Origin of the sequence: Nonomuraea gerenzanensis (assembly GCF_020215645.1) — a bacterium.
Taxonomy (GTDB): domain Bacteria; phylum Actinomycetota; class Actinomycetes; order Streptosporangiales; family Streptosporangiaceae; genus Nonomuraea; species Nonomuraea gerenzanensis.
In genome coordinates this window covers 2,610,546-2,634,454 of record NZ_CP084058.1, presented here as the reverse complement: position 1 = coordinate 2,634,454, position 23,909 = coordinate 2,610,546, and the positions used below count along the sequence as shown (strand labels likewise).

Here is a 23,909-nt window from a genome sequence, read left to right as displayed (position 1 = left end):
CCCTGTGCCGCAGGCGCTCACCGTAGCGGGTTGGCCTCGGGCGGGCTCCCCTGCGCGCCCTCGCGCGGCGGCAGCCACAACACGAACGTCGCCCCCTCCCCCAGCCGCGAGAACACCGCCACGCGCCCCCCGTGCGACTCCACGATCTGCCGCACGATCGCCAGCCCCAGCCCCGTGTGCCGGTCCCTGCGGCTGGCCTCGCCGCGCCAGAAACGGTCGAACACCCGCGCCTGGTCCGACTCCCGCAGCCCCGGCCCGTCGTCGCGGACCGCCGCCCACAGCCAGCCGTCCGTCCGTCCCGTCCCGGCCCTGATCAGCCCGCCGGACGGCGACAGGCGGACGGCGTTGGACAGCAGGTTGGACACGGCACGGCGCAGCGCGTCGGCGTCGCCCGCCAGGTCCAGCGCGGCGCCCAGCTCGCGGGTGATCGTGATGTCCCGCTCGGCGGCCGGGGTGGCGTACTCCTCGCACGCCTCCCCCACCACCCTGGACAGGTCGAGGTCGGCGTCGGCGAACGCGGCGCCCTGCCGCCTGGCCGTGGCCAGCAGGTCCTCCACGAGCCTGGTCATCCGGGTCGTCGCCCGGTCCACGATGGCCACGGCCCTGGCCCGTTCCTCCTCACTGGCGTCGGGGGCGGCCAGCACGGCGTCCACGTTGGCCCTGATGATGGTCAGCGGGCTGCGCAGCTCGTGCGAGGCGTCGTCGATGAGCTGCCGCTGCGCGCTGAACGCCTCCTCCAGCCGGTCGAGCATGGTGTCGATGGTGTCGGCCAGGTCCTTCAGCTCGTCGCGCGGGCCGTGCAGCTTGATGCGCCGCTTCAGGTCCGTGGCCTGGATCTCCTCGGTCGTACGGGTGATCGACCGCACCGGCCGCAGCACCCGGCCCGCGAGCACCCAGCCGATGCCGAGGCTGGCCACGTACAGGCAGGCCAGGGTGAGCAGCGAGAAGTCGCGCAGCGTGCTCATCGTGCGCACGTTGACCGCGTTCTCGACCTCCTCCACGAAGACCACCTCGCGCTTGCCGAGGTAGGTGTTGCCGCTGTAGGTCTTGGCGTACTCGGTGGTGATCGGGCGCTGCTCGGTGGTCTTGGACACGGCGTAGTAGATGCCGCCGAGCACCAGCGTGGCCAGCACGAACAGCAGCCCCGAGTACAGGACCGTGATCCGGAAGCGGATGGTGTGGATCACGTGGGCTCCTTCAGCCGGTAGCCGCGGCTGATCACGGTCTCGATCAGGCCGTCCTCCTGCAGCTTGCGGCGCAGGTTGCCGACCGTGACGCGGACGGTGCTGGTGAACGGGTCCGCGTGCTCGTCCCAGACGTGCTCCAGCAGCTCCTCCGTGGACACGACGTGACCGGGCCTGGTCATCAGGTAGTGCAGCACGCCGTACTCCTTGGGGGTGAGCGCCAGCGACCGGCCGTCCAGCGACACCTCCAGCCGGGCGGTGTCGATCCGCAGCCCGCCCACCTCCAGCACGGAGGTGCCGCCGCCGGAGTCCCTGCGCAGCAGCGCCCGCACCCTGGCCAGCAGCTCGGGGAAGGCGAACGGCTTGACCAGGTAGTCGTCCGCGCCCTCGTCGAGGCCGCGGACGCGGTCGTCCAGCCGGTCGCGGGCGGTCACCATGATGATGCGCACGCCCTGGCCCGCCGCGCGCACGGTCCGGCAGAGCTGGAAGCCGTCGCCGCCCGGCAGGTTCAGGTCGAGCAGGACCAGGTCGTAGGTGTTGATCTGCAACTTCTCGTGCGCGGCCGGCGCGTCGTAGGCGACGTCCACCGCGTAACCCGCCCGGACGAGGCCGACGCGCAGCGCGTCGACCAGGTCCTCCTCGTCCTCAACCACAAGCAGTCGCATGCCCTGGACCCTAGTTTCGGATGATGCGTTCCGCGATGGGCGCGGCCCTGTCGATGGGGATGGCGAAGCCGATGCCGATGTTCCCGCCTCCTCGGGACGCCGCGATCGCGGTGTTCACGCCGACCACCTCGCCCCGGGCGTTCACCAGCGGGCCGCCGGAGTTGCCCGGGTTGATGGAGGCGTCGGTCTGCACGGCCGTGCGCCGGGAGCCGCCCAGCCGCACCTCCCTGTCCAGGGCGCTGACGATGCCCGAGGTGACCGTGCCGGACAGGCCCAGCGGCGAGCCGATGGCCAGCACCTGGTCGCCGACGGCCAGGTCCGCCGAGCGGCCGAGCGTGGCCGCGGTCAGCTCCCGCGGATGGTCCACCTCCAGCACGGCCAGGTCCTCGTCGGCGTCCGCGCCCGCCACGCGGGCGGTCAGCCGGCTGCCGTTGTGCAGCACCACGGTCACCGTGCTGCTGCCCCTGACGACGTGGGCGTTGGTGAGGATGTGGCCCCGGTCGTCCACCACGAAGCCGGAGCCACCCGAGCTGCGCGTCTCCACGGAGACGACGCTGGGCAGCACGCGGGCCGCCGTCGCGCTCAGCCCGGTCAGGCTCGCCGGCGGCGCCGGGGCCACCCTCGGCAGGGCGGCGGCGGGGGCCGGCTCGGACCCTTCGAGGAGCCTGGCCCCCGCCACGCCCGCCGCCGACCCGGTGAGCGCCGCGACGAGCGCGGCGGCCACCAGGATGCGACCACCCCTGGGCGGCGACGGCACCGGGGTCTTCCCGTTGCTGGACGGCGGCGCGGCAGGGCCGGGCCCCGGCGGGGTCCGCTCGCGCACGCCCAGCGCCACCGTGTGGAACTCCGGCCCGCGCGGGCTGCCCAGCCCTCTCATGGCAGCCTCGAGAACCACAGCATCGACGTCACCGCCGCGATCAGCGCGAAGATCAGCCCCGCTCCCACGAACCACTGCCAGACCTCCTGCTGCTCGGTGCGGTAGCCGACCGAGGTGCCGATGTCTTCATAGACCGCCTGCAGCTCGTCGCCGCTGGCCGCCTCGTAGAAACCGCCGCCCGCCGACTCGGCCAGGCCGCGCAGCGCGGGCCCGTCCACCGGCACCGGGACCTCGCGGCCCGACAGGCTGATGGTGCCGTCCGGCGTGCCGTAGGCGATGGTGGTGACGGGGACGCCGCGCGAGGTCGCCTCGGCCGCGGCGGCGTCCAGCGTGCGGCCGCTGGTGTTGGCGCCGTCGGACAGCAGGACGATGTGCGCGGGCGGCGCCTCCTCCTCGGTGTCGAGGGCGGCGATGGCCTCCAGCGAGGAGAAGACGGCCTCGCCGATGGCCGTGCCCGAGTCCATGCCGAGCCGGTCGAGCGCGCCCAGCACCGTCGGCCGGTCCCTGGTGGGCGGCACCGCGACGGACGCCGCCGACGAGAACGACACCAGCCCCAGGTTGAACCGCTCGGGCAGGCCCTGGACGAACTGCCTGGCCGCCTGCTTGGCCGCCTCGAAGCGGTTCGGCGAGACGTCGGTGGCGCCCATGGACGCCGACACGTCGAACGCCACCATGATCGTCGCCCGTTCGCGCGGCACCTGCACCTCGGCCGTGGGCCGGGCGAAGCCCACCACGAGCAGGGCGAACATGAGCAGCAGCGCCGCCGCGGGCACGTGCCTGCGCCATCCGGGCCGCCGTGGCGCCACCTTGTCGAGCAGGTCGAGGTTGGTGAAGCGGACGGCGTAGGCGGTCCTGCCGCGCAACGCCATGATCACGTAGGTGAGCGCGAGCAGGGCCACCGGGATGAGCAGCAGCAGCCAGACGGGCGCGATGAGCGTCACGCCGCGTCACCTCCTCCCGCCGGTGGGCGCCCCGTGGGGCTCGCCGCGAGCGTGGCCAGGCGGCGCTGGCGCATGACGTGCTTGACCAGGTCGCGCACCCAGTCCCGGTCCGTACGCAGCCGCAGGTGGGTGGCTCCGGCCCGGCGCAGCGCCTGGGAGACGGCCTCCCGCTGCTCCGTCGCGGCCTCGGCGTAGCGGCGGCGCAGCCGGGCGTTGCCGGTGGCCACCTCGCGCCGACGGCCCGTCTCCGGGTCGATCAGCGTGAGGATGCCCACGTCCGGCAGCGTCAGCTCGCGCGGGTCGAGCACCTCCACGGCCAGCAGCTGATGCCGGGCGGTGAGCCTCCGCAGCGGCGGCTCCCAGGTCTCGGGGCTGTCGAGGAAGTCCGACACGACCACGACCAGGCCGCGGCGCCGCACCACCCGGCCGAGCTGCTCGGCCGCCACGCCGAGCAGCGGCTCGGCCACCCCCGGCGGGGTGCGGGGCAGCGCGAAGGCCGCCTGCAGCAGCGCCATCAGGTGCGGCCTGCCCGTCCTGGCGGGCAGCGTCCTGACGCCGCCGCCGTGCAGCAGGTGGGTGCCGATGCGGTTGCCCGTCCGCTGGGTGAGGAAGCCGATCGCGGCCAGGGCGGACAGGGCCAGCTCCCGCTTCTCCATCGCCGCGGTCCCGAAGTCCATGCTGGCGGTGGCGTCGAGCAGCGCCCAGATCTCCAGCTCCCGGTCGGCGACCAGGTCCCGGACGTGCGGCTCGTTCGTGCGGGCGGTGACGTTCCAGTCCATCCGCCGCACGTCGTCGCCCGGCCGGTACGGCCGGGACTCCGCGGGCTCGCTGCCCGGACCTGGCACCAGGCCGAGGTGTTCGCCCTGGAGCAGTCCATCCAGCCTCCTGGTGATGGTCAGTTCGAGCCTGCGCAGCGCGGGCTCGGCGATCAGATAGGGCCTCATGCCACCGCGTCCTGCCGCGTGTCGTAGTGGCCCGCCTGCTCCTGGCTGGGCGCGATGACCGGCAGCGGCACGGCCGCCAGCACCCGGTCCACGATCTGGCGGGGCAGCACCCCGTCGGCCAGCGCGTCGAAGGAGAGCACCAGCCGGTGCGCCATGACGTCGGGCGCCAGGTCCCGTACGTCCTCCGGCAGCACGTAGTCACGCCCCCGCAGCAGCGCCAGCGCCCGGCCGGCCGCCAGCAGGCCCAGCGTGGCCCTGGGGCTCGCGCCGAACGCCAGCAGCCGCCCGACGTCCCGCACCCCGAACCGCTCCGGGTCGCGGGTGGCGTAGACCAGGCGGACGGCGTACTCGGCGACCGCGTGGTGCACGAAGACCTCCTCGGCCCGGCGCTGCAGCGCGACCACCCGCGCCGGGTCGAGGACGCTCTGCGGCGCCGGCGGGTCCACGCTCATGCGGTAGACGATCGCCAGCTCCTCCGATTCGCTGGGATAGTCGACGTCGATCTTCATGAGGAAGCGGTCGCGCTGCGCCTCGGGCAGGTGGTAGACGCCCTCGGACTCGATCGGGTTCTGGGTGGCCAGCACCAGGAACGGCCGCGGCACGTCGTACGTGACGCCGCCGATGCTGACCTGGCGCTCGGCCATGATCTCCAGCAGTGCCGACTGCACCTTCGCGGGCGCCCGGTTGATCTCGTCGGCGAGCAGCAGGTTGACCATGACGGGCCCGAGCTCGACGTCGAACGACTCGGTGGAGGGCCGGTAGATCCTGGTGCCGACGATGTCGGAGGGCACCAGGTCGGGGGTGAACTGGATGCGGGCGAACGTGCCGCCGACCACCGTGGCGGTGGTCTCGGCGGCCAGCGTCTTGGCGATGCCGGGGACGCCCTCGAGCAGGCAGTGCCCCTTGGCGAGCACCGCCACGAGCAGCCGCTCGACCATCTGGTCCTGCCCGACGATCACTCGCTTGACCTCGAACAGGGCTCGTTCGAGCAGTGCCTGGTCGGTCACGGCTGCACGCTCCCGTGGTGGCAGTCGTCGACGACCACCCGCAGCTCCAGAGCGGTCGGCTCCGGGTCGGCGAACGCGGCGCCCGCGGTCATGAGCAGCGCGCCGGCGGCGAGCAACACCAGAGCGAAACGTGATGTACGCATGGATTCCTCGTCCCTCGTATTGGCTTCCTGATGAATGTCATCAAGTCACCGCGAAAACCCGCGTAACCGCCGCCTTTACACGATTTTTCGGTGCACGGGGTTAGACCTCCGGCATGACGCCCATCCAGCGTTATCTCGCAGAAGAGGTCGCCCACGACCATGTGGACGGCCTGATCCCGCGCCGCGAGGCGCTGCGGCGGCTCGCCCTGCTCGGCCTGGGCCTGCCTGCCGCCACGGCCCTCCTCGCGGCCTGTGGCGCCCCGCCGGAGTCCGCGGCGCCCGCCACCTCCTCCCCCGCCGCCACGCCGTCCCCCTCGGCGAGCCCGGCCGGGCCCTCGCCGCTGCCCACGGAGCCGATCACGTTCGCCGGCCCCGAGGGCACCATGCTGCAGGCCGCGTGGGCCGCCGCCGCGGAGCCGAAGGGCGCGGTGCTGGTGATCCACGAGAACCGCGGCCTGACCGGCCACATCCGCTCGGTCGCCGGCCGCCTGGCCGCCAGCGGCTACTCGGCGCTGGCGCTCGACCTGCTGTCCCGGGAGGGCGGCACCGCGACGTTCGCCGACAGCGCGCAGGCCACGGCCACGCTCGGGCAGATCGACGACGCGCGGTTCGTGGCCGACATGAAGGCCGCGCTGGGCGCGCTGACCGAGCGGGCCGGCGGCGGGAGGCTCGGCATGACCGGCTTCTGCTTCGGCGGCGGGATGACCTGGCTGCTGCTGTCGTCGTCGGAGCCGCGCCTGTCGGCCGCCGTGCCGTTCTACGGGCCGCTGCCGGAGAACGCGGACATGTCCGGGACGAAGGCGGCCGTGCTCGGGATATACGCCGAGCAGGACGACCGGGTCAACGCCACCAGGGACGCCGCCGAGGCCGCACTGACCAAGGCGGGGCTGACGCACGAGCTGGTGACGTTCCCCGGGGTGGGGCACGCCTTCTTCAACGACACCGGGCAGCGCTACGACGCGGAGGCGGCGGCGCAGGCGTACGAGCGCATGGTGGGCTGGTTCGAGCGCCACCTGGACTGACCTCCACACGGGAGGACGGCCACCCCGTGCGGAGTGGCCGTCCTGTGTGACGGTGCTCAGCCGATCAGGTAGCGCAGCACCTTCCTCAGTGCCGCGGCCTGCTCGGCGGCGCTGCCGAGCTGCTCCACGCCGAACCCCAGCAGCACCGTGTCCTTGGTGGCCACGGCGGCCGTGGTGTCGGCCTGGTCGCGGGCGAAGTCGCCGGCGCCGGTCGGGCTGCCCGCCGGCGGGCCGGGGATGGACCAGGCGCCGAGCCCGGTCTCGAAGCCCTCGGACTCGGTGGCGGTGCCGCCCACGACGAGCCTGGTGTCGTCCACGAACGCGCCCACCCCGCCGGTGCCGGGGTCGGTCACGTAGCTGATCGACACCTCGACCTGCTGTCCCGCGTACGCGGACAGGTCGAAGGCCACCTGCTGCCAGCCGTTCGAGTTACCGCTGAACCGGTTCCACGAGCCCGTGGTGCCGGTCGGCGTGCACGGGTTGCCCGGCGTGAGGTAGCGCAGCAGCCACGGGTGCTCCTCCAGGTAGAACCCGGCCTCGCACTCGGTCGGGACCACGGTGTCGGTGCCGCCGTTGAGGTCGGGCAGCGTCGTCCAGTTGTCCTGCCCCACCGTGTGGGCCTCGACGATGACGTTGTCGTAGCCGGGCTCGGTGTTGAAGGAGAGCTGGAAGGCCAGTTGCGGCTGCTGCGCCGCCGTCACGGCCTGCAGGTTGATCGTCCTGGTCAGCCGCATGTAGGAGTCGTCGGCGTGCGGCCCGGCGACGTACCACTGCCCCTCGACGGGGTCGAACGGCCCCGGGGTGCCGAGCTGGTAGTCGGCCGCCGGCGTGCCGGTGAACCGCGGGAAGTCCGTGCCCATGGGGAGCAGGACGCCGGCCTCGTTCAGCGGGTTGTCCGCCAGCGCGGGGCCGCCGAACGTGCCGCTGACACCCGCCAGCGGGCCGGTGCCGGTGAAGCCGCTGGGGTCGCCGCGCGGGATGCGCCCGCCGACGCCCAGGTAGTACTGGGTGAAGTCGTCGGCCAGCAGCAGGCACTCGTCGAACAGGCCCTGGATGGTGGTGACCACGCAGTCGCCGTCAGGGCTGCCGTCGAGGCCGTAGTAGATGCCGCCGACGATGGTGTCGAGAATGCCGTAGTACGCGGCGGTCTCGCCGGTGTAGAGGAGCTTGCCGCCCTCGTTCAGGTAGTCGCGGACGGCGATGGTCAGGTCCTGCTGCGAGCGCTTGACGTCGGCGTCGGGCAGGTTGCCCAGCGGGGTCACGGTGACCACGTCCTGCTGGTCCATCGACAGCCGGTTGTCGCCCAGCTCCCACACCAGGCCCTTGAAGTGCGACAGCACGCCGAGGTGGTGCGGCACGCCCTGGGCGTCCACGTCCCACGTCTCGGAGCCGTACCCGGCCGCCTTCAGCGCCTGCCGGTACGTCGTGGCGTACTTGGGCGCCGTCACCGTGGGCGGGTAGTCGGGGTTGAAGCCCGTGTAGTCCTCGTTGGCCACGACCAGCACCTTGGCCGAGGAGTCCTTGGCCAGCGTGTAGGTGAAGCGGCTGCTGGAGACGGTGCCGGTGCCGGGCTTGTACCCGGTGAACCAGACCTCGACCTTGTCACCGGGTCTGGCCCCGCTGACCGTGCCTCGGTACTCGGCGAAGTACAGGTCGTTCTCGCCGCCGTACCGCTCGCCGCCCTTCCACTCGCTCAGCGACCTGGTCTGCGTCGGGCCGCCGTTGATGCGGAAGCGCAGCGCCTTGGCGCCCAGCGAGCGGCGGGCGGTGACCGCCACCGGCTGCGGGTCGCCGTAGGAGACGCTGAAGGAGTCCGGCTTGAAGTCGGGCACCGTGCGCCCGATCACCGAGACCGGCCGGTCCGGCGAGTGCACGGACTTGGCGGTGGCGACGGCCAGGGGGACGTTCATGAGGAACTCCTCCTGGATCAGCCGCTCGTCGTCGGGGAAGGTGAACCCGAGGCCGCCGGCGCAGGTCTCCTCGGTCCACTCGTCGTCCGGGTACTTCGCCGCCGCCGACTCGCAGGTGGACATCTCGGGCGTGATGGACAGGGCGCCGCGGACGTTCGTCGTGTGCCCGTCGGTGTCGCCGTTGGTGGTGTAGAGCTCGGCGCCGATGTCCGGGTCGTACGTCGGCACGGCCGGGGTGGCGTCGTCACCCAGCAGGGCCTCGAAGATGAGGTCGTCGGGGGCGGGGGTGGCCTGCTGCCAGCTGATCCCGTACAGCAGCAGCATGGCGGCCGAGTGGTAGTTGATCAGGTAGGTGAACTTCACCCGCTTGGCCAGGTTGTCGTAGGCGACCGTCTCCGGCTCCGACTGCGGGGCCGCGCCGCGGTAGGTCTGGCTGGAGAACAGGCTGGAGGAGCCCTCGTCGTCGTAGCGCCACTTGTAGGCGAAGTTACGGTTGGGGTCCACGCCGTCGTTGCTGGTGATCTGCCCGTCGCCGTCGTTGTCGCGCAGGTTCTTGCGCCACAGGCGGTTGCCGGGGGTGAAGGTGTGGTCGTAGCCGTCGGGGTTGGCGACCGGCAGGAACCACAGCTCGGTGGTGTTGACGAGCTGGGTCAGCTCGGCGTTGCTCCCGTAGCCGTTGAGGAAGTGGTGCAGCAGCCGCCGCACCATCTCGGGCGTGATCCACTCGCGGGCGTGCTGGGCGGCCGAGTAGAGGATGGCCGGGCGGCTGCCGTCACGCAGCCTGCGGGCATCCTTGGTGATCTTGATCGCGGTGATCGGGGTGCCGTTGAGGCTGTTGCCGAGGTTGACGACCTTGGCGATGGCGGGCTTGGCGTCGGCCGCGGCGACGATCTCCTCGCGGATGCCGCCCGCGCCGGCGTACCGCTTGAACACCCCGTCGGCCTGCTGCGCCGCCCTGGCGCTGGCCGCCTGGGTCCTGAGCACGACGCCCTGCCCGGCGAGCGCGTCGGCCAGCGCCGAGGCCAGGATGACCTCCACGGAGACCTTGCCGTCCGCCCGCTTGGCGATCCGCATCTCCTCGCGGTCCACGCCCGAGGCCAGGAGCGTGGCCATCTGCTCCGAGGTGAGCTCGCCGGTATAGACGAAGACCCCGTCCGGGCCCGCCGGCGGCTTCGGCACCGCCGAGGCGGGCGGGATCGTGAAGGAGCCGAGTAACAGGAGCGTGCTCGCGAACATGATCAATGTGCGCTTCATCGCGCCTCCGAGAATGAAGCCCCCGAGTGCTGCTATGGATGTGCCCGCAATGTCCGTGTATGCGGGGGGCTTGTCAATCACCGCGGCCACATCCGGTCAAAGTTCAACCAGCGGGCCCGTTCAGGCGAATGACCCGAAGGGCTTGATCCGTTCCCGGCGTGGCGCGCGCATGGTTCCCGGCGTGGCGCGCCCGGGAAACGCGCCGCACGCACGAGAACGGGCCGCCCGGGAAGAGCGGCCCGTCCTCGTCTTCGAGCTAGTCGTTCAGGTGCTGGCGCAGGTAGGCCTCGACGCCGTCGATCGAGATGCGCTCCTGGGCCATCGTGTCGCGCTCGCGGATCGTCACCGCCTGGTCCTCGAGCGTGTCGAAGTCGACGGTGATGCAGAACGGCGTGCCGATCTCGTCCTGCCGGCGGTAGCGGCGGCCGATCGCCCCCGCGTCGTCGAACTCCACGTTCCAGCGCCGCCGCAGCTGGGCCGCCAGGTCGCGCGCCTTCGGCGACAGGTCGGCGTTGCGCGAGAGCGGCAGCACCGCGGCCTTGACCGGCGCGAGCCGGTGGTCGAGCCGCATGACCGTGCGCTTCTCCATGACGCCCTTGGCGTTGGGCGCCTCGTCCTCGGTGTAGGCGTCGAGCAGGAACGTCAGCGTGGCGCGGTCGACACCGGCCGCGGGCTCGATGACGTAGGGCACGTAACGCTCGCCGCTCTCCTGCTCGAAGAAGCTCAGGTCGACGCCCGACGCCTTGGAGTGGGAGGTGAGGTCGAAGTCGGTGCGGTTGGCGATGCCCTCCAGCTCGCCCCACTCAGAGCCGGCGAAGTTGAAGCGGTACTCGATGTCGACCGTGCGCTTGGAGTAGTGGGACAGCTTGTCCTTGGGGTGCTCGTACAGGCGCAGGTTGTCCTTGTTGATGCCCAGGTCGGAGTACCAGCGGAAGCGCTCGTCGATCCAGTACTGGTGCCACTCCTCGTCGGTGCCCGGCTTGACGAAGAACTCCATCTCCATCTGCTCGAACTCGCGCGTGCGGAAGATGAAGTTGCCCGGCGTGATCTCGTTGCGGAACGACTTGCCCTGCTGGCCGATGCCGAACGGGATCTTCTTGCGGGCCGACTGCTGCACGTTGAGGTAGTTGATGAAGATGCCCTGCGCGGTCTCGGGCCGCAGGTAGGCCAGACCCGACTCGTCCTCGACGGGGCCGAGGTAGGTCTTCAGCAGGCCGCTGAACTGCCGCGGCTCGGTGAAGGTGCCCTTGTTGCCGCAGTTGGGGCAGGTGATGTCGGCCAGGCCCGCCTCGGGCGTCTTGCCGTTCTTCTCCTCGTACGCCTCGATCAGGTGATCGGCGCGGAAGCGCTTGTGGCAGGACAGGCATTCGGTCAGCGGGTCGGTGAAGGTCTCGACGTGGCCGCTGGCCCGCCAGACCTCGGGTGCCAGGATGACGCAGGAGTCGAGGCCCACCACGTCGTCGCGCGACTGGACCATCGACAGCCACCACTGCCGCTTGACGTTGTTCTTCAGCTCGACACCCAGCGGACCGTAGTCCCACGACGCGCGCAGTCCGCCGTAGATCTCGCTCGACGGGTAGACGAGCCCGCGGCGCTTGGCGAGGCTGACGATGGTGTCCATGACGTCGGTGCGTCGTGCCATTTTGGTTGATTCTCTTTCCGGCTGGAGGTCGGCGAGGGAAATTGGTGAGATCCCAGCTTAGGGGACAGGCCCCCGCTCTCGCGCGCGAGTAATGCTACGCCCCGTCCCGGGTGTAGACGTCCTCGAACGCGCTGGGCTCGTTCAGCATCAGGATCATCAGGGGATACATCACCATCCGGGCGGCGGACAGCGCCCTGCGGTAGAAGCCGGCGCCCTCCCACTCCGTCACCAGCGCCCACAGGTTGGGCTCGTCGACCGAACGGGCCAGCCGGCCCCGCAGGTAGCCGGGCTGGGTGGCGAACGTGTCGAGGATGGCGTGGCCCTGCTTGACGAAGTCTTGGGACTGGGACTCTGGAACGGTGTATCGGATCACGGCGAGCACCCGACCAGCCTAAAGGTGCAGGAGGGCCGCCACGGGCGGGCAGCCGAGGTATCCCTTCACTCGGTGAAAGTCGATTCGCCCGATCGTGAGGGGATCGCCCTGTTCGACCCCCGTGAATCGGCTCGCCAGCTCTCTCGGCACGGCCACGAGGTCACCGACGTCGGCCAGGTTGACCCAGCGGCGCACGCCGGGCGGGCGGGCGCCGAGGCCGTTCTCCGGCGCGGGCCGCAGCCGATCGAAGATCACCGACCGGGCGCCGAGCGGGCTGCCCAGGGTGATGAGCAGGTCCACCTCCAGCTCGGGATGCGCCCAGAGCGCCTCGTACGCCGCCACGCTGCCGAGCGAGTGCGCCACGACCCTACGCCCGCCGCCACTCCGGATCCGCTCGGCCACCAGCCCGGTCACCTCCGCCCGCGACTCCGCCTCCAGATAGGCCGCCACCTCCCTGACGAACCTGGTGACCAGCCTGGTCATCGCCACGCCATGGTGCTCCGTCAGCCATTGCGCCGCCTGCCTGAGCCCGGCCGTGGCCCGCCCCTGGGCTGCCTGGCGCGCCCCCTGAAGCTCGTCCACCCAGGCGAGGAACAGCTCGCGCTCCTCGTCCACCAGCGTTTCCGGATCGTCCTCGTCGCCCTGCGCGACACCGCGGTGCAGCAGGTGCGCGTAGTACGCGACGGACACCGGGCGCGCGGCCCACCGGGACCAGTCCGCGCCGATCGCCTCCGTGGCGGCCTCGGCGGTGCCGTGGTCGCGGAAGTAGCGGTAGTTGCCGATGCCGTGGACGCCGACGATCATGTGAGCTCCCTGCGGAAACCGATCGTCTCGGATGCGGTCATCACCACGAGGTGGCCGTCGGGTGAGGCGAGCACGTGCTGAACGGGATCTCCGACGTAGACGGAGTCCACCACGCGCCATTCGTGGACGTCGAGGAGGTGCACCCATCCGTCCGAGCCGCCGGTCAGCACGACGTCCCGCTCTCCGAGCTCTGTCGCGGCCACGGCGGTCACGTCCCCTGCGTGGGGTCTGAGCTCGGCCCGCGTCTCCTGCCCTTGATCCGAGTGCACGGCGACACCGCCAGAAGCGGTCCTGATGACCCTTGCCCGCTGCCCCTGACAGATCAGCTCGTCACCTCTCGGGAGCGGTGTGCCTCCCGGCGCGCCGATCTCGGCCCGCCGGTCCCGCTCCGGGTCCCACAGCGGGACAGGCTGTCCTGGCCGCCGTCGCCGCAATCTCGGGACCGCCAGCCAGGGCCTGCCTCCGATGAGCACGATCTGCCCGCCCGCCCAGCCCTCGGGCGCGTCGCCGGTCCGCTCACCGCTGACGAGCGAGACGACGGCCTCCTCCTCGACCAGCCGCCAGCCGGGACCAGCGGGTACGAGCCTGGGGTCGACGGCTCTCGACAGCAGGCTGGAGCACGGTCTCCACACGTCCACCGAACCGCGCCAGGAGCCGGTGACCATGACAGGCGTCCTCTCGACGACCGTTGCCACCGCCGTCCGCGCATCCGGGGCGGCCACCTGCATGAGCGGCTTGGGGGTCCACGTGTCCAGGTGGATGAACCGCAGGACCTCGTCCGCGCCCAGTGTCACGACCATCGGCCCGGCGGGCACCTGCAGAACGTTCAGCGCGCGTACCGGCCCGTCGTGGCAGCGCAGAGGAGCCGCGCGGTTCGCCAGCGTGGACAGGTCCAGCATGCTCACGACGCCGTTGCGGTCGCCGGCGATGATCACCGGCTGCGGCCCGACCTTCGTCACCAGGATGGCGCACGCCCCCATGGGCAGGTAGTGCTGGCCGGCCACGAGCGTCCCGTCCTTCAGCAGGAGGACGAGCGTGGGAGCCGATGACGTGTGATGGCTGACGCTCAGTGCCGCCACGGGGCTCCCCGGGGAGACAGCCGTCTTCGGCCCGACCGCCACCTCGCCCGTCCGAAGGTTCCAGAAGCGGAGCGAGTCCTCGTGAGCCGCGCTGACGACGGTGTCGCGGTCGTACATGGCGACGGCTGTGACGGCGCTCCTGTGCCGCAGCGGCGGCCCCACCTGCGTCCCGGTGGCCAGGTCCCACGCCTGGAGTGAGCCGTCGGCGCCGCCGCCCACCAGCGCCACCGGGTTGTCGTCGAGCGTGCCGACGGCCAGCGCGCTGACGGTCCCCGAATGCGTCGTGAACTCGCGCACGAGCCGGCCCCGGGCCAGGTCCCACAACCTCACGACCCCGAGCCGATCCGCGGCGACCGCCATGCGCGCGCCTGCCACATCGGCGATCTCAAGCGCACGCACGCCCTTGGCCCGTGCGTGTTCCAGGGATTGCGCGTGCTGAAACGCGGGCTCGTGCAGGCGCGACCGTGGCCTGATCCACAGAGGACGCCAGCCGTCGCCGGTGCCGTCCACCGCCCGGCCGGTCCGCAGCATGGCCAGGTCGAGAACGGCACGCCGCGCGGGCTCCCGAGCGTGGGCGACCGCACGCAGATCGGCGGCCAGTCTCGGGGCCAGACGGCCGAACAGCGGCTCCAGAGCCTCGACCGGGGCCCGTGCCAGGAACTCCTGGTCGTCCGACAACTCCTCCGTCCGCCCGGCGTCGGCCGCGTGCTGGATCGCGTGTCGCAGCACGTACGGCTCGGCGGCCCGCCACCGCTCCTCCGGCGGCCCCAGCGGGCTCAGCAGCCGATCGAGCACGACGCTCGCGGTGATGCCCGACCTCGCCTTGAGATGATCGGCCAGTCCCTGGTGGAACAGCCGGTACAGGGTGACCCCGTCGACGTCCACGGATGTCCTGAGGTAGAACCGCCCGGTCTTCAGCGCGTCGTGCACCCGCGGCTCCAGCGCGGGGTTGGTCGGCGCCTCGTCCCGAGTCGGACCCACGAGCCTGGCCAGCACGCTGACCGGCATCCCCTGGCCGTGTGCCTGTGCCAGCGCCGCCAGCACCGAGCGCAGCCACGGCTGCCCGCGGGCCGCCAGGTCCTGGTCGAACACTTCGGTCACCGTACGGGGAACGCCGCGCCCGATCTCCTCGGCCTCGACGGGATCGGCGACCGGCGTCCCCTCGGCGAAGGACCGGGTGTAGATCCTGGCGACCAGGAACTCTCCCCATGACCGATCCATGCCGCCCTCGGTGAGGGCGGTGGCGAGCGCGCCGGCGAAGCCGCCGACCACCGCGCCCAGCCTCCGATACCGCTCGGTGCCGCGCAGCAGGTCGGAGACATAGTGGTGCAGGTCGTCCTCCAGCACGCCCGCCTCCACCTCGTCCAGGTCGATCACGCGAGCCGCCGCCCGCAACGGCTGGTATTCCTCGTACTTGCGCACCCCGACTACGAGCCGCACCCCGCCGCACTCCACCAGCGGCAGCAGCAGCTCCCGCAGGACGGCCGGACCGTCCTCGGCCTCGTCCAGGGCGTCGAGCACGATCACCGGCGATCGCCCGCCCCCGGGCAGGGCCGCCAGTAACCCGGCGGGATCGGCGACAGGATCGAGGCCGAGCTGCCTGGCCAGCGAGGAGACGATCTCACCCAGTGTTCGCTGCCGTGCGTGCACGGCAGCGAACAGGCCCTCGGGAACCTGGTACGGTGCGCGCACCGCGCGCTTCCACAAGGGCCTGGTCACCTCACGCAAGCGGTGATGAGCGGCACACACCATGACGCCCAGCAGCGTCGACTTACCCGATCCCGCGCCTCCGGTGACGACGAGCAGCCGGCCGTCGCCGAAGCCGTCGATCCACTCCGACAGGGTCGCCACTTGCTCCTTGCGCCCGGTGAAGAAGCCCACCAGCGCTCCCGTCAGCGACCCTCCGGACGCCCTGTCCACGAAGTGCCGCCCGTCGACTCCGACGTCGAGCTGCGGCAGCGCCCCCGGGTCGACGCCCTCGTCCAGGAACGGCGCCATCACCGGGTCGAGCAGCACGCGCACGCCCCCATCACGGTGGTGCGGGTTGGGAAAGAACGGCAGGTCGGGTTCGGCCAGGAAGTCGATGACGCTGCCGGTGACGCTCTGCCGGTACCCCTTGCCGCGCAGCCTGGTGACCTCCCTGAGCACCGCCCGTCCGATCGTCTGCAGTGGCACGTGCCTGACCGAGGGATCAACGCCGAGCTCGTCGGTGGCCAGTGCCTTCAGCACGGTCACCAGCGCGCGGGTGAAGCGGCCGTCGTAGGCCTGCTCGTCCTGCGCGCAGGCTGCCAGCACCCAGGAGCGGGCGGTGCCGTCAGCGTGCCTGAGCTGCCACGGCAGGCGGGCCATCGCCCCCGAGTGGCACAGGTCCAGCAACAGCAGTGCCGCCGGGCGGCCGGGCAGGTCCTCCAGCTCGCTCAGCCAGGAGGCGACATCGTTCTCGCCCGTCCTGACGCCGTCGCTGCCGAGCACGTACAGGGCGTCGCTGCGGCCCTGGACACCATGGCCCAGGACATGGACGAGCAGGACACCTTCGTCTCCCGATTCCCCCAGGCTGTCGCGTACGGACGCGCCGAGGCCGGCGCTCGACGGCCCGAGCCGCACCTCACAGGTGTAGCCGAGCGTCTTCAGCGCCTGCGCCAGCTCGTCCAGCAGCTCCCGGCCGAAGGGCAGGCCGGCCCAGCCTTCCGTCTCGGGTATGCCGACGGACAGCGCGCGGTACACACGCCCCATAACTCGGGATCCCCGGCATGCCTGCCTGCGTTACGGCGATTCCCGTAGGCTCTGGTCGTGGCCCCTGACAACAAGCAGCCCCAGGGCGAGCAGTACTTCACGCCGGGCGCGACCGGTTTCCGCAAGGCGGTCGAGCGGCGCAGCGCGGTGCCGATGACGTTCCTGTTCACCCAGGTGCCCCGATGGGTGGCGCCGGTCCTGCTGGTGATCCTGCTGCTGGCGGGGTTCGCCGTGACCAACCCCCTGGGCGGCGTGGCCGTGCTGCCGGTGCTCGCCTTCGTGGGGTGGCTGGCCTATCTGTCGTGGCCGTCCCTGGGGGTCGGCGGGAAGGTGTTGCGGGTCGCCATGCTCACCTTCCTGGTGCTGCTGGTGGCGACCCGCTTCGGGGCCTTCTGAGGCTGCCGGGCTACGGCAGCAGCGTGTAGCTGGGGAAGTTGCCCGGGAGGCGTTCGCCGTCCTGGCCGGTGGTGGCGGCGCGGACGAGCAGGTCGCCGCCGACGAACGCGCCGCGCCACGAGGCGCCGAGCCCGCCGAAGAGCTCCTCGCGGTCCCCGCGCGAGCGCGGCCGGTTGTGACCGACCTTGAAGGCACGCACCTCGGGGGCGAGGCGGGCGAAGGTCTCCGCCGACTCGCAGGACAGCGTGGCCACCAGGGCGCCGTTGCTGGCGTTCATCGCGGCCAGCAGCTCCGCCTCCGTGTCCACCAGGACGATCGTGTCGACGGGGCCGAACGGCTCCGCGTGGTGGAGGGGTGAGGAGGGCGGGGGGTTGAGCAGGGCCGTTGGGGCGAAGTAGGCGGAAATATCCTGGCCTGGGAGGAAATGTCCGAAGTCGAGGGACGCGCGGTGGATCGGCACGCCGCCCCTCGTGATCGCCTCGTCCACCTGGTCGGCCAGTTCCTTGGCCTTCGAGGCGTTGATCAGCGGGCCGAAGTCGAGCGACGGCAGCGGGTCGCCGGGGTCCGCCACGGCCAGCGGGTGCCCGAAGCGCAGCGACCCGACCGCCTCCAGGTAGGCCGCCAGGAACTCGTGGAACAGCGAGCGCTGCACGACGAAGCGCGGGTAGGCGGTGCAGCGCTGCTTGGCGTAGTCGAAGGAGCCGCGCAGCTGCCGGGTGAGCAGGTCCCAGTCGCCGTACTCCCACACGCCCCAGCAGTTCAGCCCCTCCTGCTCCAGCACGTGGCGGCGCCCGAGGTCGGCCAGCGAGGTGGAGACCTTCGCGCCGGCGTCCCTGCCGCCCACGAACGACACGCAGCCCAGCGAGCCGGAGCCGACGAGCACCGGTGACAGCTCCGCTCCTCCCCCGCTGACCAGCGTGAACGGCAGGCCCTCGCGGACGGCGAGGGCGCAGGCGAGGGTCAGGCAGCACAGGCCGCCGTCCGTGGGGGTCTTGGCGATCACCGCGTTGCCGGCCAGCGCCTGCACGAGCATGGCGTGCATGAGCACGCTCATCGGGTAGTTCCAGCTCGCGATGTTGCTGACCGGCCCCGGCAGCGGCGTGCGGCCCGCCACCATGCGGTCGATCTCCTCGACGTACCAGCGCACGCCGTCCAGGCAGCGGTCCACGTCGGCGCAGGCCGTCTTCCACGGCTTGCCGATCTCCCAGACCAGCAGCAGCGCCAGCAGGTCGCGGTGCGCGGCCATGGATTCCACGGCCGCCGACACCATCGCCTTGCGCTCGGCGAGCGGCAGGTGGCGCCAGCGCTGGTGCTCCTCCACCGCGCCCGCCACCGCGCGGCCGGCGCCGGCCCGGTCGAGCCTGGGCAGGCCGGCGATGGCCGAGCCGTCGAGCGGCGAGAAGCCGGGGACCGGCCGCCCGTCGCGGTGCCAGATGCCGCCCCAGTGGTTCAGCACCCGATCGTCGTGGAAGGCTTCCGGGGCCACCGAACAGCACCGTTCGTAGGTCTCCCGCCAGGACGTGCCAGGCTTGAGCCGCATGTCCATCCTCCTCAGTCGGACCAGTCGGCGGTGATGAGCTCGGGCAGCGGCTCGAACTCCTTGATCGCCTCCAGCGACGGCCCCATGGCGGCGTTCGCCTCGCGCTCCACCATCACCTCCACCAGCACCGGCAGCCGCTTGCTCGCCGCCTCGGCGCTGGCCCAGGCCAGCGCGTCGCGGATGTCGCCGGGCAGCTCCACCCGCCGGGCCGGGCAGCCGAACGCCTCCATGGCCTTGACGTGGTCGATGCCGCCCTCCCCGTAGTGCAGGTCGACGGCGTAGTTCATGCCGTACGGGAGCTCCGCCTGCCTGATCAGCCCCAGGTACTCGTTGTTGATCATGACGATCACGAACGGCACCCGGTACTGCGCCGCCACCGCCACCTCCTCCATCAGGAACTGGAAGGAGTAGTCGCCGACCACCGCCACGACCTGCCGCTCCGGATGGGCCAGCTTGACCCCCATGGCCGCGGGCACCTCCCAGCCCAGCGGCCCCGCCTGCCCGCAGACCAGGTAGCGGCGCGGCAGGAAGGTGGTCTGGAACTGGCCGGACCAGATCTGGTAGAGCCCGATGGCGGTGACGAACGTGGTGTCGCGCGGGAAGTACTCGTTGATCTCCTTGAACACCCTGGGCGGCTTGATCGGCACGTCCTCGAAGTCGTCGCGGCGGCCCATCGTGCCGCGCAGCTCGGCGACCCGGCGCGGCCACTTGCCCGCCTGCCTGGGCCCGCCGCGGCGGCGCGCCTCGTCGCGCAGGTCGGCCAGCACCGGCCGGGCGTGCCCGAGCACGCCCAGGTCGGGCTCGAAGACCCGCCCGATCTGCATGGGGTCGATGTCCACGTGCACGAACTTGCGCCCCCGACGGTAGACGTCGAGGTCCCCGGTGTGCCGGTCGCCGAACCGGGCACCGACGGCCAGCACCAGGTCGCTCTCCAGGAACGCGGCGTTGCCCCACCGCGTCTGCGTCTGTATGCCGGCCATCCCCGCGAACAGCGGGTGGTCCTCGGGGAAGGCCCCCTTGCCCATCAGCGTCACCTGTACCGGCACCTGGAGGTGCTCGGCCAGCGCCCGCAGCTCGTCGGTCGCGTCCCCGATGATCACGCCGCCGCCCGCCAGGATGATCGGCCGCCTGGCCTCCTCCAGCAGGTCCATGGCCGCCCGGACGGCCTTGGGCAGCGGCCGGGGCACCTCGACGGGCAGCGGCGCGTCCAGCGCGGGGTCGTACCGGCAGGAACCGCGCTGGACGTCGAGCGGCAGGTCGATGAGCACCGGCCCGGGGCGCCCCGACCGCGCGATCCTGAACGCCTCCCTGAACAGCCAGGGCGCCTGGGCAGGCTCCTTGAGCTGCACCGCCCACTTGGTCACCGGCTTGGCGATCTCCACGATGTCCACCGCCTGGAAGGCCTCCTGGTGCAGCTTGGAGGTCACGGCCTGGCCGGTGACGCAGATCATCGGGATCGAGTCGGCCAGCGCGGTGTAGAGGCCGGTGATCATGTTCGTGCCCGCGGGGCCGCTGGTGCCGATGCAGACGCCGACGTTCCCGGTGACCCTGGCCCAGCCGTCGGCCGCGTGGGTGCCGCCCTCCTCGTGGCGTACGGTGATGTGCCGGATCGAGCTGTTCTGGAGCGCGGCGTAGAGGGGGAGGATCGCCGCGCCCGGGATGCCGAAGACGGTGTCCACCCCCTCCGACTCCAGCACCTGGACCACGGCCTCCATGCAGGGCATGCGGTTCATGCGTTGAGCCTTTCGATCACCTTGAGCAGGGCGGAGTGGTCGAGCGAGCCGTGGCCCTGCGCCCTGGCCGCGGCCACGAGCTGGGCGACCTGCCCGGTGAGCGGCAGGCTGACGCCGGCCTCGCGGGCGGCGGCCAGGGCGATGCCCATGTCCTTGTGGTGCAGGTCGATGCGGAAGCCGGGGGCGAACTCCCGCTTGACCATGGTGTGCCGCTTGAGCTCCAGGATCCGGGAGCCGGCCAGGCCGCCCGCCAGCACGTCCAGGCCCGGCGTCGGGTCCACGCCCGAGGCCTCCAGCAGCACGATCGCCTCGGAGACCAGCCCGTAGATGCCGCCGACGACGAGCTGGTTGGCGGCCTTGACGGTCTGGCCCGCGCCGGCCGGGCCGACGTGCACGATGGTGACGCCCAGGCGCTCCAGCACGGGCCTGGCCGCCTCGAAGTCGTCGGGCGCCCCGCCGACCATGATCGACAGGGTGCCGTCCACGGCGCCGCGCTCGCCGCCGCTGACGGGCGCGTCCAGGGCCCGTACGCCGGCCTGCGCGGCCTCCCTGGCCACCCACCGGGAGGTCTCAGGCTTGATCGTGCTCATGTCGATGTAGAGCAGGTTCGGCTTGCCGTACTCGATGACGAGCGGCGCCACCGCCTCCACCTGCGGCGAGTCGGGCAGCATCGAGATCACGACGTCCGCGCCGGCGACCGCGTCCACGACGCCCGTGGCGCCCTTGCCGCCCAGGGCGACGAGCTGCTCGACGCGCTCGGCGCTCACGTCATAACCGGTCACGACATATCCGGCTTTGAGGAGGTTGGCGGCCATCGGGCTGCCCATGATCCCCAAGCCGACGAACCCGATGTTCATCCCTGCCTCCAGTCGAACGCGCCCGGCCCCTGGTGCCGGTACTCCAGGCCGACGTGCCCGCGATACCCCGCCGCCTCCAGGCGCGCGAAGATCTCCTCGTACGGCATCCCGCCGCTCCCCGGCCGCCCCCTGCCGGGATCGTCGGCGATCTGCACGTGCCCGAACCGGCCCGCGTGCCGGTCGATGAGCGCGAGCACGTTCTCGCCCATCCGGTGCAGGTGGTAGAGGTCGGCCAGGAAGGCCACGTTGTCCCTGTCCACCTGGTCGATCAGCTCGAACACCGAGCCCGCCGAGGTGATCGGGTAGAGCGGGTTCTCGTGCGAGTTGAGCGCCTCGACGACCACGGTGGCGCCGATGCTCCTGGCCGCGTCGGCGGCCCTGCGCAGGTTCGCCACGGCCAGGTCCCGGTCCGTGCCGGGGCCGTTGCCGTAGAGAGCGTTCAGCACCGGGCAGCCCAGCTCGCCCGCGAGCCGGACGGCGACGTCGATGTTGGCCTGGAAGCGGGCCGAGGTCTCCGGCCTGGCCAGCAGGCCGCGCTCGCCCGCCGCCATGTCGCCGGCGTCGAAGTTGAGCCCCACCAGGCGCACCCCGGCGTCCTCGATGGCCTGCCGCAGCTCCGCCAGCGCCGCCCCGCCCGGGTCGGGGCCGTCGAACGGCCACCACAGCTCGACCGCGTCGAACCCGCGCTTGGCCGCCGCCGCCGGGCGCTCCAGCAGCGGCAGGTCGGTGAGCAGGATCGACAGGTTGACGTCGAACCGCAGGGCGCCCGTCCTCACGTGCCCGCCTTGGACAGGACCGCCCGCATCAGCCGGGCCGTCTCCGACGGGGTCCTGCCCACGCGCACGCCGACCGCCTCCAACGCCTCCTTCTTGGCCTGGGCGGTGCCGGACGAGCCGGAGACGATCGCGCCGGCGTGGCCCATGGTCTTGCCCTCGGGGGCGGTGAAGCCCGCCACGTAGGCGACGACGGGCTTGGTGACGTTCGCGGCGATGTGGGCGGCGGCCCGCTCCTCGGCGTCGCCGCCGATCTCGCCGATCATCACGATGGCGTCGGTGCCCGGGTCGTCCTGGAACGCCCGCAGGCAGTCGATGTGCGTGGTGCCGATGACCGGGTCGCCGCCGATCCCGACGGCGGTGGAGAAGCCGAGGTCGCGCAGCTCGTACATGAGCTGGTAGGTCAGCGTGCCCGACTTGGAGACCAGCCCGATGCGACCGGCGGAGGTGATGTCGGCGGGGATGATCCCGGCCGAGGACTGGCCGGGGCTGATCAGGCCGGGGCAGTTCGGGCCGATGATCCTGGTCCGGCCGCCGGCCAGGGCGCGGAAGCGGACGGCGTCGTGCACCGGCACGCCCTCCGTGATAACCACGCAGAGCGGCACCTGCGCCGTCACGGCCTCCTCCACGGCCGAGGCGGTGAAGCGCGGCGGCACGAAGATCACCGACACGTCGGCGCCGGTCTCCGAGACCGCCTCGGCGACCGAGCCGAACACCGGCACCGTGCGCTCCCCGAAGTCCACCGACCGGCCGCCCTTGCCCGGCGTCACCCCGGCCACGATGTCGGTGCCGGCGGCGAGCATGCGGGCCGTGTGGCGGGTGCCCTCCGCGCCCGTCATGCCCTGGACGAGTACCCGGCTGTCCTTGGTCAGAAAGATGGCCATCTACGCACCTGCCGCGAGTCTGGCCGCCATCTCGGCGGCGCCGTCCATGGTTGCGACCTGGCGGACCGCCGGGTGGCGGGCGTCGCTGAGTATCCGCCGCCCCACCTCGGCGTTGTTGCCGTCCAGCCGCACGACGATGGGCCTGCCGTGGCCGCGCTCGCCGAGCAGCTCCAGCGCGGTGACGATGCCGTTGGCCACCGCGTCGCAGGCCGTGATGCCGCCGAAGACGTTGACCAGCACCGAGCGCACGTCGGGGTCGGCCAGGATGATCTCCAGCCCGTCGGCCATCACCTGGGCGGACGCGCCGCCGCCGATGTCCAGGAAGTTCGCCGGGTCGGCCCCCGCGCCCGCCACCACGTCCAGCGTGCTCATGACCAGCCCGGCGCCGTTGCCGATCACGCCGACCGTGCCGTTCAGCTTGACGTAGTTGAGCCCCTTGGCCTTGGCGCGGTCCTCCAAACTGTCCGTACGCTCGCCGTAGTCCTCCCAGGAATGACGGAAGGCGGAGTTGTCGTCCAGGGTGACCTTGCCGTCGAGCGCCATGATCCGCTGGTCGGTGGTGCAGATCAGCGGGTTCACCTCGACGAGCAGCGCGTCCTCCTCGATCAGCACCCGCCACAGCTTCTCCAGCACCGGCGCCGCCTGCTCGGGCAGGCCCGCCTTGGCCGCCAGCAGCTTGGCGGTGTCGGCGTCCACGCCGGCCACGGGGTCGATCGGCAGCTTGACGAGGGCGTCGGGGTCGGTGGCCGCCAGCTCCTCGATCTCCATGCCGCCCTGCGCCGACACCATCGCCAGGAACCCGCCCTCGGCGCGGTCCACCAGGAAGGCCGCGTAGTACTCCTCGAACGGCACCGTCGCGGCCTCCACCAGCACGCGGCGAGCGAGGTGCCCCTTGATGTCCATGCCGATGACGCGATCGGCCTCCGCCTCGGCCGCCACCGGCCCCGCCGCCGGTCTGATCCCGCCTGCCTTGCCTCGTCCGCCGGTCTTGACCTGGGCCTTGATGACTACGGGCGCGCCCAGCCCGGCCGCGATCTCGCGTGCCTCGGCCGGGGTGGCCGCGGTCCTGCCTGGGGGGACCGGGATCCCATGACGCCCGAAGAGCTCCTTCGCCTGGTACTCGTACAGGTCCATCCGAGCCTCCTTTG

The 23,909-nt window shown here is 71.9% G+C and carries 20 protein-coding genes; 2 read left to right on the top strand and 18 right to left on the bottom strand.

Annotation, left to right across the window (positions count from 1 at the left end; translation table 11 throughout):
- Positions 1-17: 17 nt before the first annotated feature.
- From LCN96_RS12645 to LCN96_RS12615, 7 genes are read right to left on the bottom strand one after another with little or no spacing between them, the layout of a single operon-like run.
- Positions 18-1,187, bottom strand: a complete 1,170-nt coding sequence (locus tag LCN96_RS12645; RefSeq protein WP_225272787.1) for a sensor histidine kinase — start codon at positions 1,185-1,187, stop codon at positions 18-20.
- Complete coding sequence (locus LCN96_RS12640; protein WP_225272786.1) at positions 1,184-1,849, bottom strand: response regulator transcription factor; 666 nt, start codon at positions 1,847-1,849, stop codon at positions 1,184-1,186. The genes LCN96_RS12645 and LCN96_RS12640 overlap by 4 nt, the downstream gene beginning before the upstream one ends.
- Positions 1,850-1,859: 10 nt before the next feature.
- Positions 1,860-2,726 carry a S1C family serine protease gene (locus tag LCN96_RS12635; protein WP_225272785.1) on the bottom strand — a complete coding sequence of 289 codons (867 nt, stop codon included), beginning with the start codon at positions 2,724-2,726 and terminating at the stop codon, positions 1,860-1,862.
- Complete coding sequence (locus tag LCN96_RS12630) at positions 2,723-3,667, bottom strand: VWA domain-containing protein (RefSeq protein WP_225272784.1); 945 nt, start codon at positions 3,665-3,667, stop codon at positions 2,723-2,725. Before LCN96_RS12630 ends, LCN96_RS12635 begins: the two co-directional genes overlap by 4 nt.
- Positions 3,664-4,611, bottom strand: coding sequence for a DUF58 domain-containing protein (locus LCN96_RS12625; protein WP_225272783.1), 948 nt, complete (start codon positions 4,609-4,611; stop codon positions 3,664-3,666). Before LCN96_RS12625 ends, LCN96_RS12630 begins: the two co-directional genes overlap by 4 nt.
- Complete coding sequence (locus tag LCN96_RS12620; protein WP_225272782.1) at positions 4,608-5,618, bottom strand: AAA family ATPase; 1,011 nt, start codon at positions 5,616-5,618, stop codon at positions 4,608-4,610. The genes LCN96_RS12625 and LCN96_RS12620 overlap by 4 nt, the downstream gene beginning before the upstream one ends.
- Complete coding sequence (locus tag LCN96_RS12615) at positions 5,615-5,761, bottom strand: hypothetical protein (protein ID WP_225272781.1); 147 nt, start codon at positions 5,759-5,761, stop codon at positions 5,615-5,617. The genes LCN96_RS12620 and LCN96_RS12615 overlap by 4 nt, the downstream gene beginning before the upstream one ends.
- Before the next feature lie 113 nt (positions 5,762-5,874).
- Between LCN96_RS12615 and LCN96_RS12610 the strand changes: the two genes are divergently transcribed.
- Complete coding sequence (locus LCN96_RS12610; protein WP_225272780.1) at positions 5,875-6,783, top strand: dienelactone hydrolase family protein; 909 nt, start codon at positions 5,875-5,877, stop codon at positions 6,781-6,783.
- A 56-nt stretch (positions 6,784-6,839) separates the two neighbouring features.
- Here LCN96_RS12610 and LCN96_RS12605 read toward each other — a convergent pair whose 3' ends face one another.
- The 5 genes from LCN96_RS12605 to LCN96_RS12585 form a co-directional block, all read right to left on the bottom strand.
- Positions 6,840-9,947 (bottom strand): M14 family metallopeptidase, encoded by a 3,108-nt coding sequence (locus LCN96_RS12605; protein WP_225272779.1) that lies wholly within the window; start codon positions 9,945-9,947, stop codon positions 6,840-6,842.
- 256 nt (positions 9,948-10,203) lie between these two features.
- Complete coding sequence (locus LCN96_RS12600; RefSeq protein ID WP_225272778.1) at positions 10,204-11,589, bottom strand: glycine--tRNA ligase; 1,386 nt, start codon at positions 11,587-11,589, stop codon at positions 10,204-10,206.
- Between the two features lie 94 nt (positions 11,590-11,683).
- Positions 11,684-11,962: an antibiotic biosynthesis monooxygenase family protein gene (locus LCN96_RS12595; protein WP_225272777.1), complete on the bottom strand. Its 279-nt coding sequence runs from the start codon at positions 11,960-11,962 to the stop codon at positions 11,684-11,686.
- Between the two features lie 18 nt (positions 11,963-11,980).
- Entirely contained in the window at positions 11,981-12,766 is a 786-nt protein-coding gene (locus tag LCN96_RS12590) for a hypothetical protein (protein ID WP_225272776.1), read from the bottom strand.
- Positions 12,763-16,578 (bottom strand): caspase family protein, encoded by a 3,816-nt coding sequence (locus LCN96_RS12585; RefSeq protein WP_225272775.1) that lies wholly within the window; start codon positions 16,576-16,578, stop codon positions 12,763-12,765. The genes LCN96_RS12590 and LCN96_RS12585 overlap by 4 nt, the downstream gene beginning before the upstream one ends.
- Positions 16,579-16,635: 57 nt before the next feature.
- Here LCN96_RS12585 and LCN96_RS12580 point away from each other — a divergent pair, with 57 nt between their 5' ends.
- A complete protein-coding gene (locus tag LCN96_RS12580) occupies positions 16,636-16,974 on the top strand; it encodes a DUF6703 family protein (RefSeq protein WP_225272774.1) in 339 nt (112 codons plus the stop codon).
- A 10-nt stretch (positions 16,975-16,984) separates the two neighbouring features.
- Here LCN96_RS12580 and LCN96_RS12575 read toward each other — a convergent pair whose 3' ends face one another.
- Genes LCN96_RS12575 through sucC form a run of 6 tightly spaced genes read right to left on the bottom strand, consistent with a single transcriptional unit; the run spans position 16,985 to position 23,895 of the window.
- Positions 16,985-18,520 carry an aldehyde dehydrogenase family protein gene (locus tag LCN96_RS12575; RefSeq protein ID WP_225272773.1) on the bottom strand — a complete coding sequence of 512 codons (1,536 nt, stop codon included), beginning with the start codon at positions 18,518-18,520 and terminating at the stop codon, positions 16,985-16,987.
- A 5-nt stretch (positions 18,521-18,525) separates the two neighbouring features.
- Entirely contained in the window at positions 18,526-20,247 is a 1,722-nt protein-coding gene (gene gcl / locus LCN96_RS12570) for a glyoxylate carboligase (RefSeq protein ID WP_225272772.1), read from the bottom strand.
- Complete coding sequence (locus LCN96_RS12565; protein WP_225272771.1) at positions 20,244-21,104, bottom strand: 2-hydroxy-3-oxopropionate reductase; 861 nt, start codon at positions 21,102-21,104, stop codon at positions 20,244-20,246. Before LCN96_RS12565 ends, gcl begins: the two co-directional genes overlap by 4 nt.
- Positions 21,101-21,880, bottom strand: coding sequence for a hydroxypyruvate isomerase family protein (locus tag LCN96_RS12560; RefSeq protein ID WP_225272770.1), 780 nt, complete (start codon positions 21,878-21,880; stop codon positions 21,101-21,103). The genes LCN96_RS12565 and LCN96_RS12560 overlap by 4 nt, the downstream gene beginning before the upstream one ends.
- A complete protein-coding gene (sucD, locus tag LCN96_RS12555; protein WP_225272769.1) occupies positions 21,877-22,761 on the bottom strand; it encodes a succinate--CoA ligase subunit alpha in 885 nt (294 codons plus the stop codon). Before sucD ends, LCN96_RS12560 begins: the two co-directional genes overlap by 4 nt.
- Positions 22,762-23,895, bottom strand: coding sequence for an ADP-forming succinate--CoA ligase subunit beta (gene sucC, locus LCN96_RS12550; protein ID WP_225272768.1), 1,134 nt, complete (start codon positions 23,893-23,895; stop codon positions 22,762-22,764).
- Between the last annotated feature and the right edge of the window lie 14 nt (positions 23,896-23,909).

Excerpts from the sequence above, each read along its gene's own strand:
- LCN96_RS12635 (WP_225272785.1), bottom strand. The coding sequence starts at position 2,726 with ATGAGAGGGCTGGGCAGCCCGCGCGGGCCGGAGTTCCACACGGTGGCG.
- LCN96_RS12575 (WP_225272773.1), bottom strand. The coding sequence starts at position 18,520 with ATGGACATGCGGCTCAAGCCTGGCACGTCCTGGCGGGAGACCTACGAA.
- LCN96_RS12610 (WP_225272780.1), top strand. The coding sequence starts at position 5,875 with ATGACGCCCATCCAGCGTTATCTCGCAGAAGAGGTCGCCCACGACCAT.
- gcl (WP_225272772.1), bottom strand. The coding sequence starts at position 20,247 with ATGAACCGCATGCCCTGCATGGAGGCCGTGGTCCAGGTGCTGGAGTCG.
- LCN96_RS12605 (WP_225272779.1), bottom strand. The coding sequence starts at position 9,947 with ATGAAGCGCACATTGATCATGTTCGCGAGCACGCTCCTGTTACTCGGC.
- LCN96_RS12600 (WP_225272778.1), bottom strand. The coding sequence starts at position 11,589 with ATGGCACGACGCACCGACGTCATGGACACCATCGTCAGCCTCGCCAAG.
- LCN96_RS12625 (WP_225272783.1), bottom strand. The coding sequence starts at position 4,611 with ATGAGGCCCTATCTGATCGCCGAGCCCGCGCTGCGCAGGCTCGAACTG.
- LCN96_RS12640 (WP_225272786.1), bottom strand. The coding sequence starts at position 1,849 with ATGCGACTGCTTGTGGTTGAGGACGAGGAGGACCTGGTCGACGCGCTG.
- LCN96_RS12590 (WP_225272776.1), bottom strand. The coding sequence starts at position 12,766 with ATGATCGTCGGCGTCCACGGCATCGGCAACTACCGCTACTTCCGCGAC.
- LCN96_RS12565 (WP_225272771.1), bottom strand. The coding sequence starts at position 21,104 with ATGAACATCGGGTTCGTCGGCTTGGGGATCATGGGCAGCCCGATGGCC.
- LCN96_RS12585 (WP_225272775.1), bottom strand. The coding sequence starts at position 16,578 with ATGGGGCGTGTGTACCGCGCGCTGTCCGTCGGCATACCCGAGACGGAA.
- sucC (WP_225272768.1), bottom strand. The coding sequence starts at position 23,895 with ATGGACCTGTACGAGTACCAGGCGAAGGAGCTCTTCGGGCGTCATGGG.
- sucD (WP_225272769.1), bottom strand. The coding sequence starts at position 22,761 with ATGGCCATCTTTCTGACCAAGGACAGCCGGGTACTCGTCCAGGGCATG.
- LCN96_RS12615 (WP_225272781.1), bottom strand. The coding sequence starts at position 5,761 with ATGCGTACATCACGTTTCGCTCTGGTGTTGCTCGCCGCCGGCGCGCTG.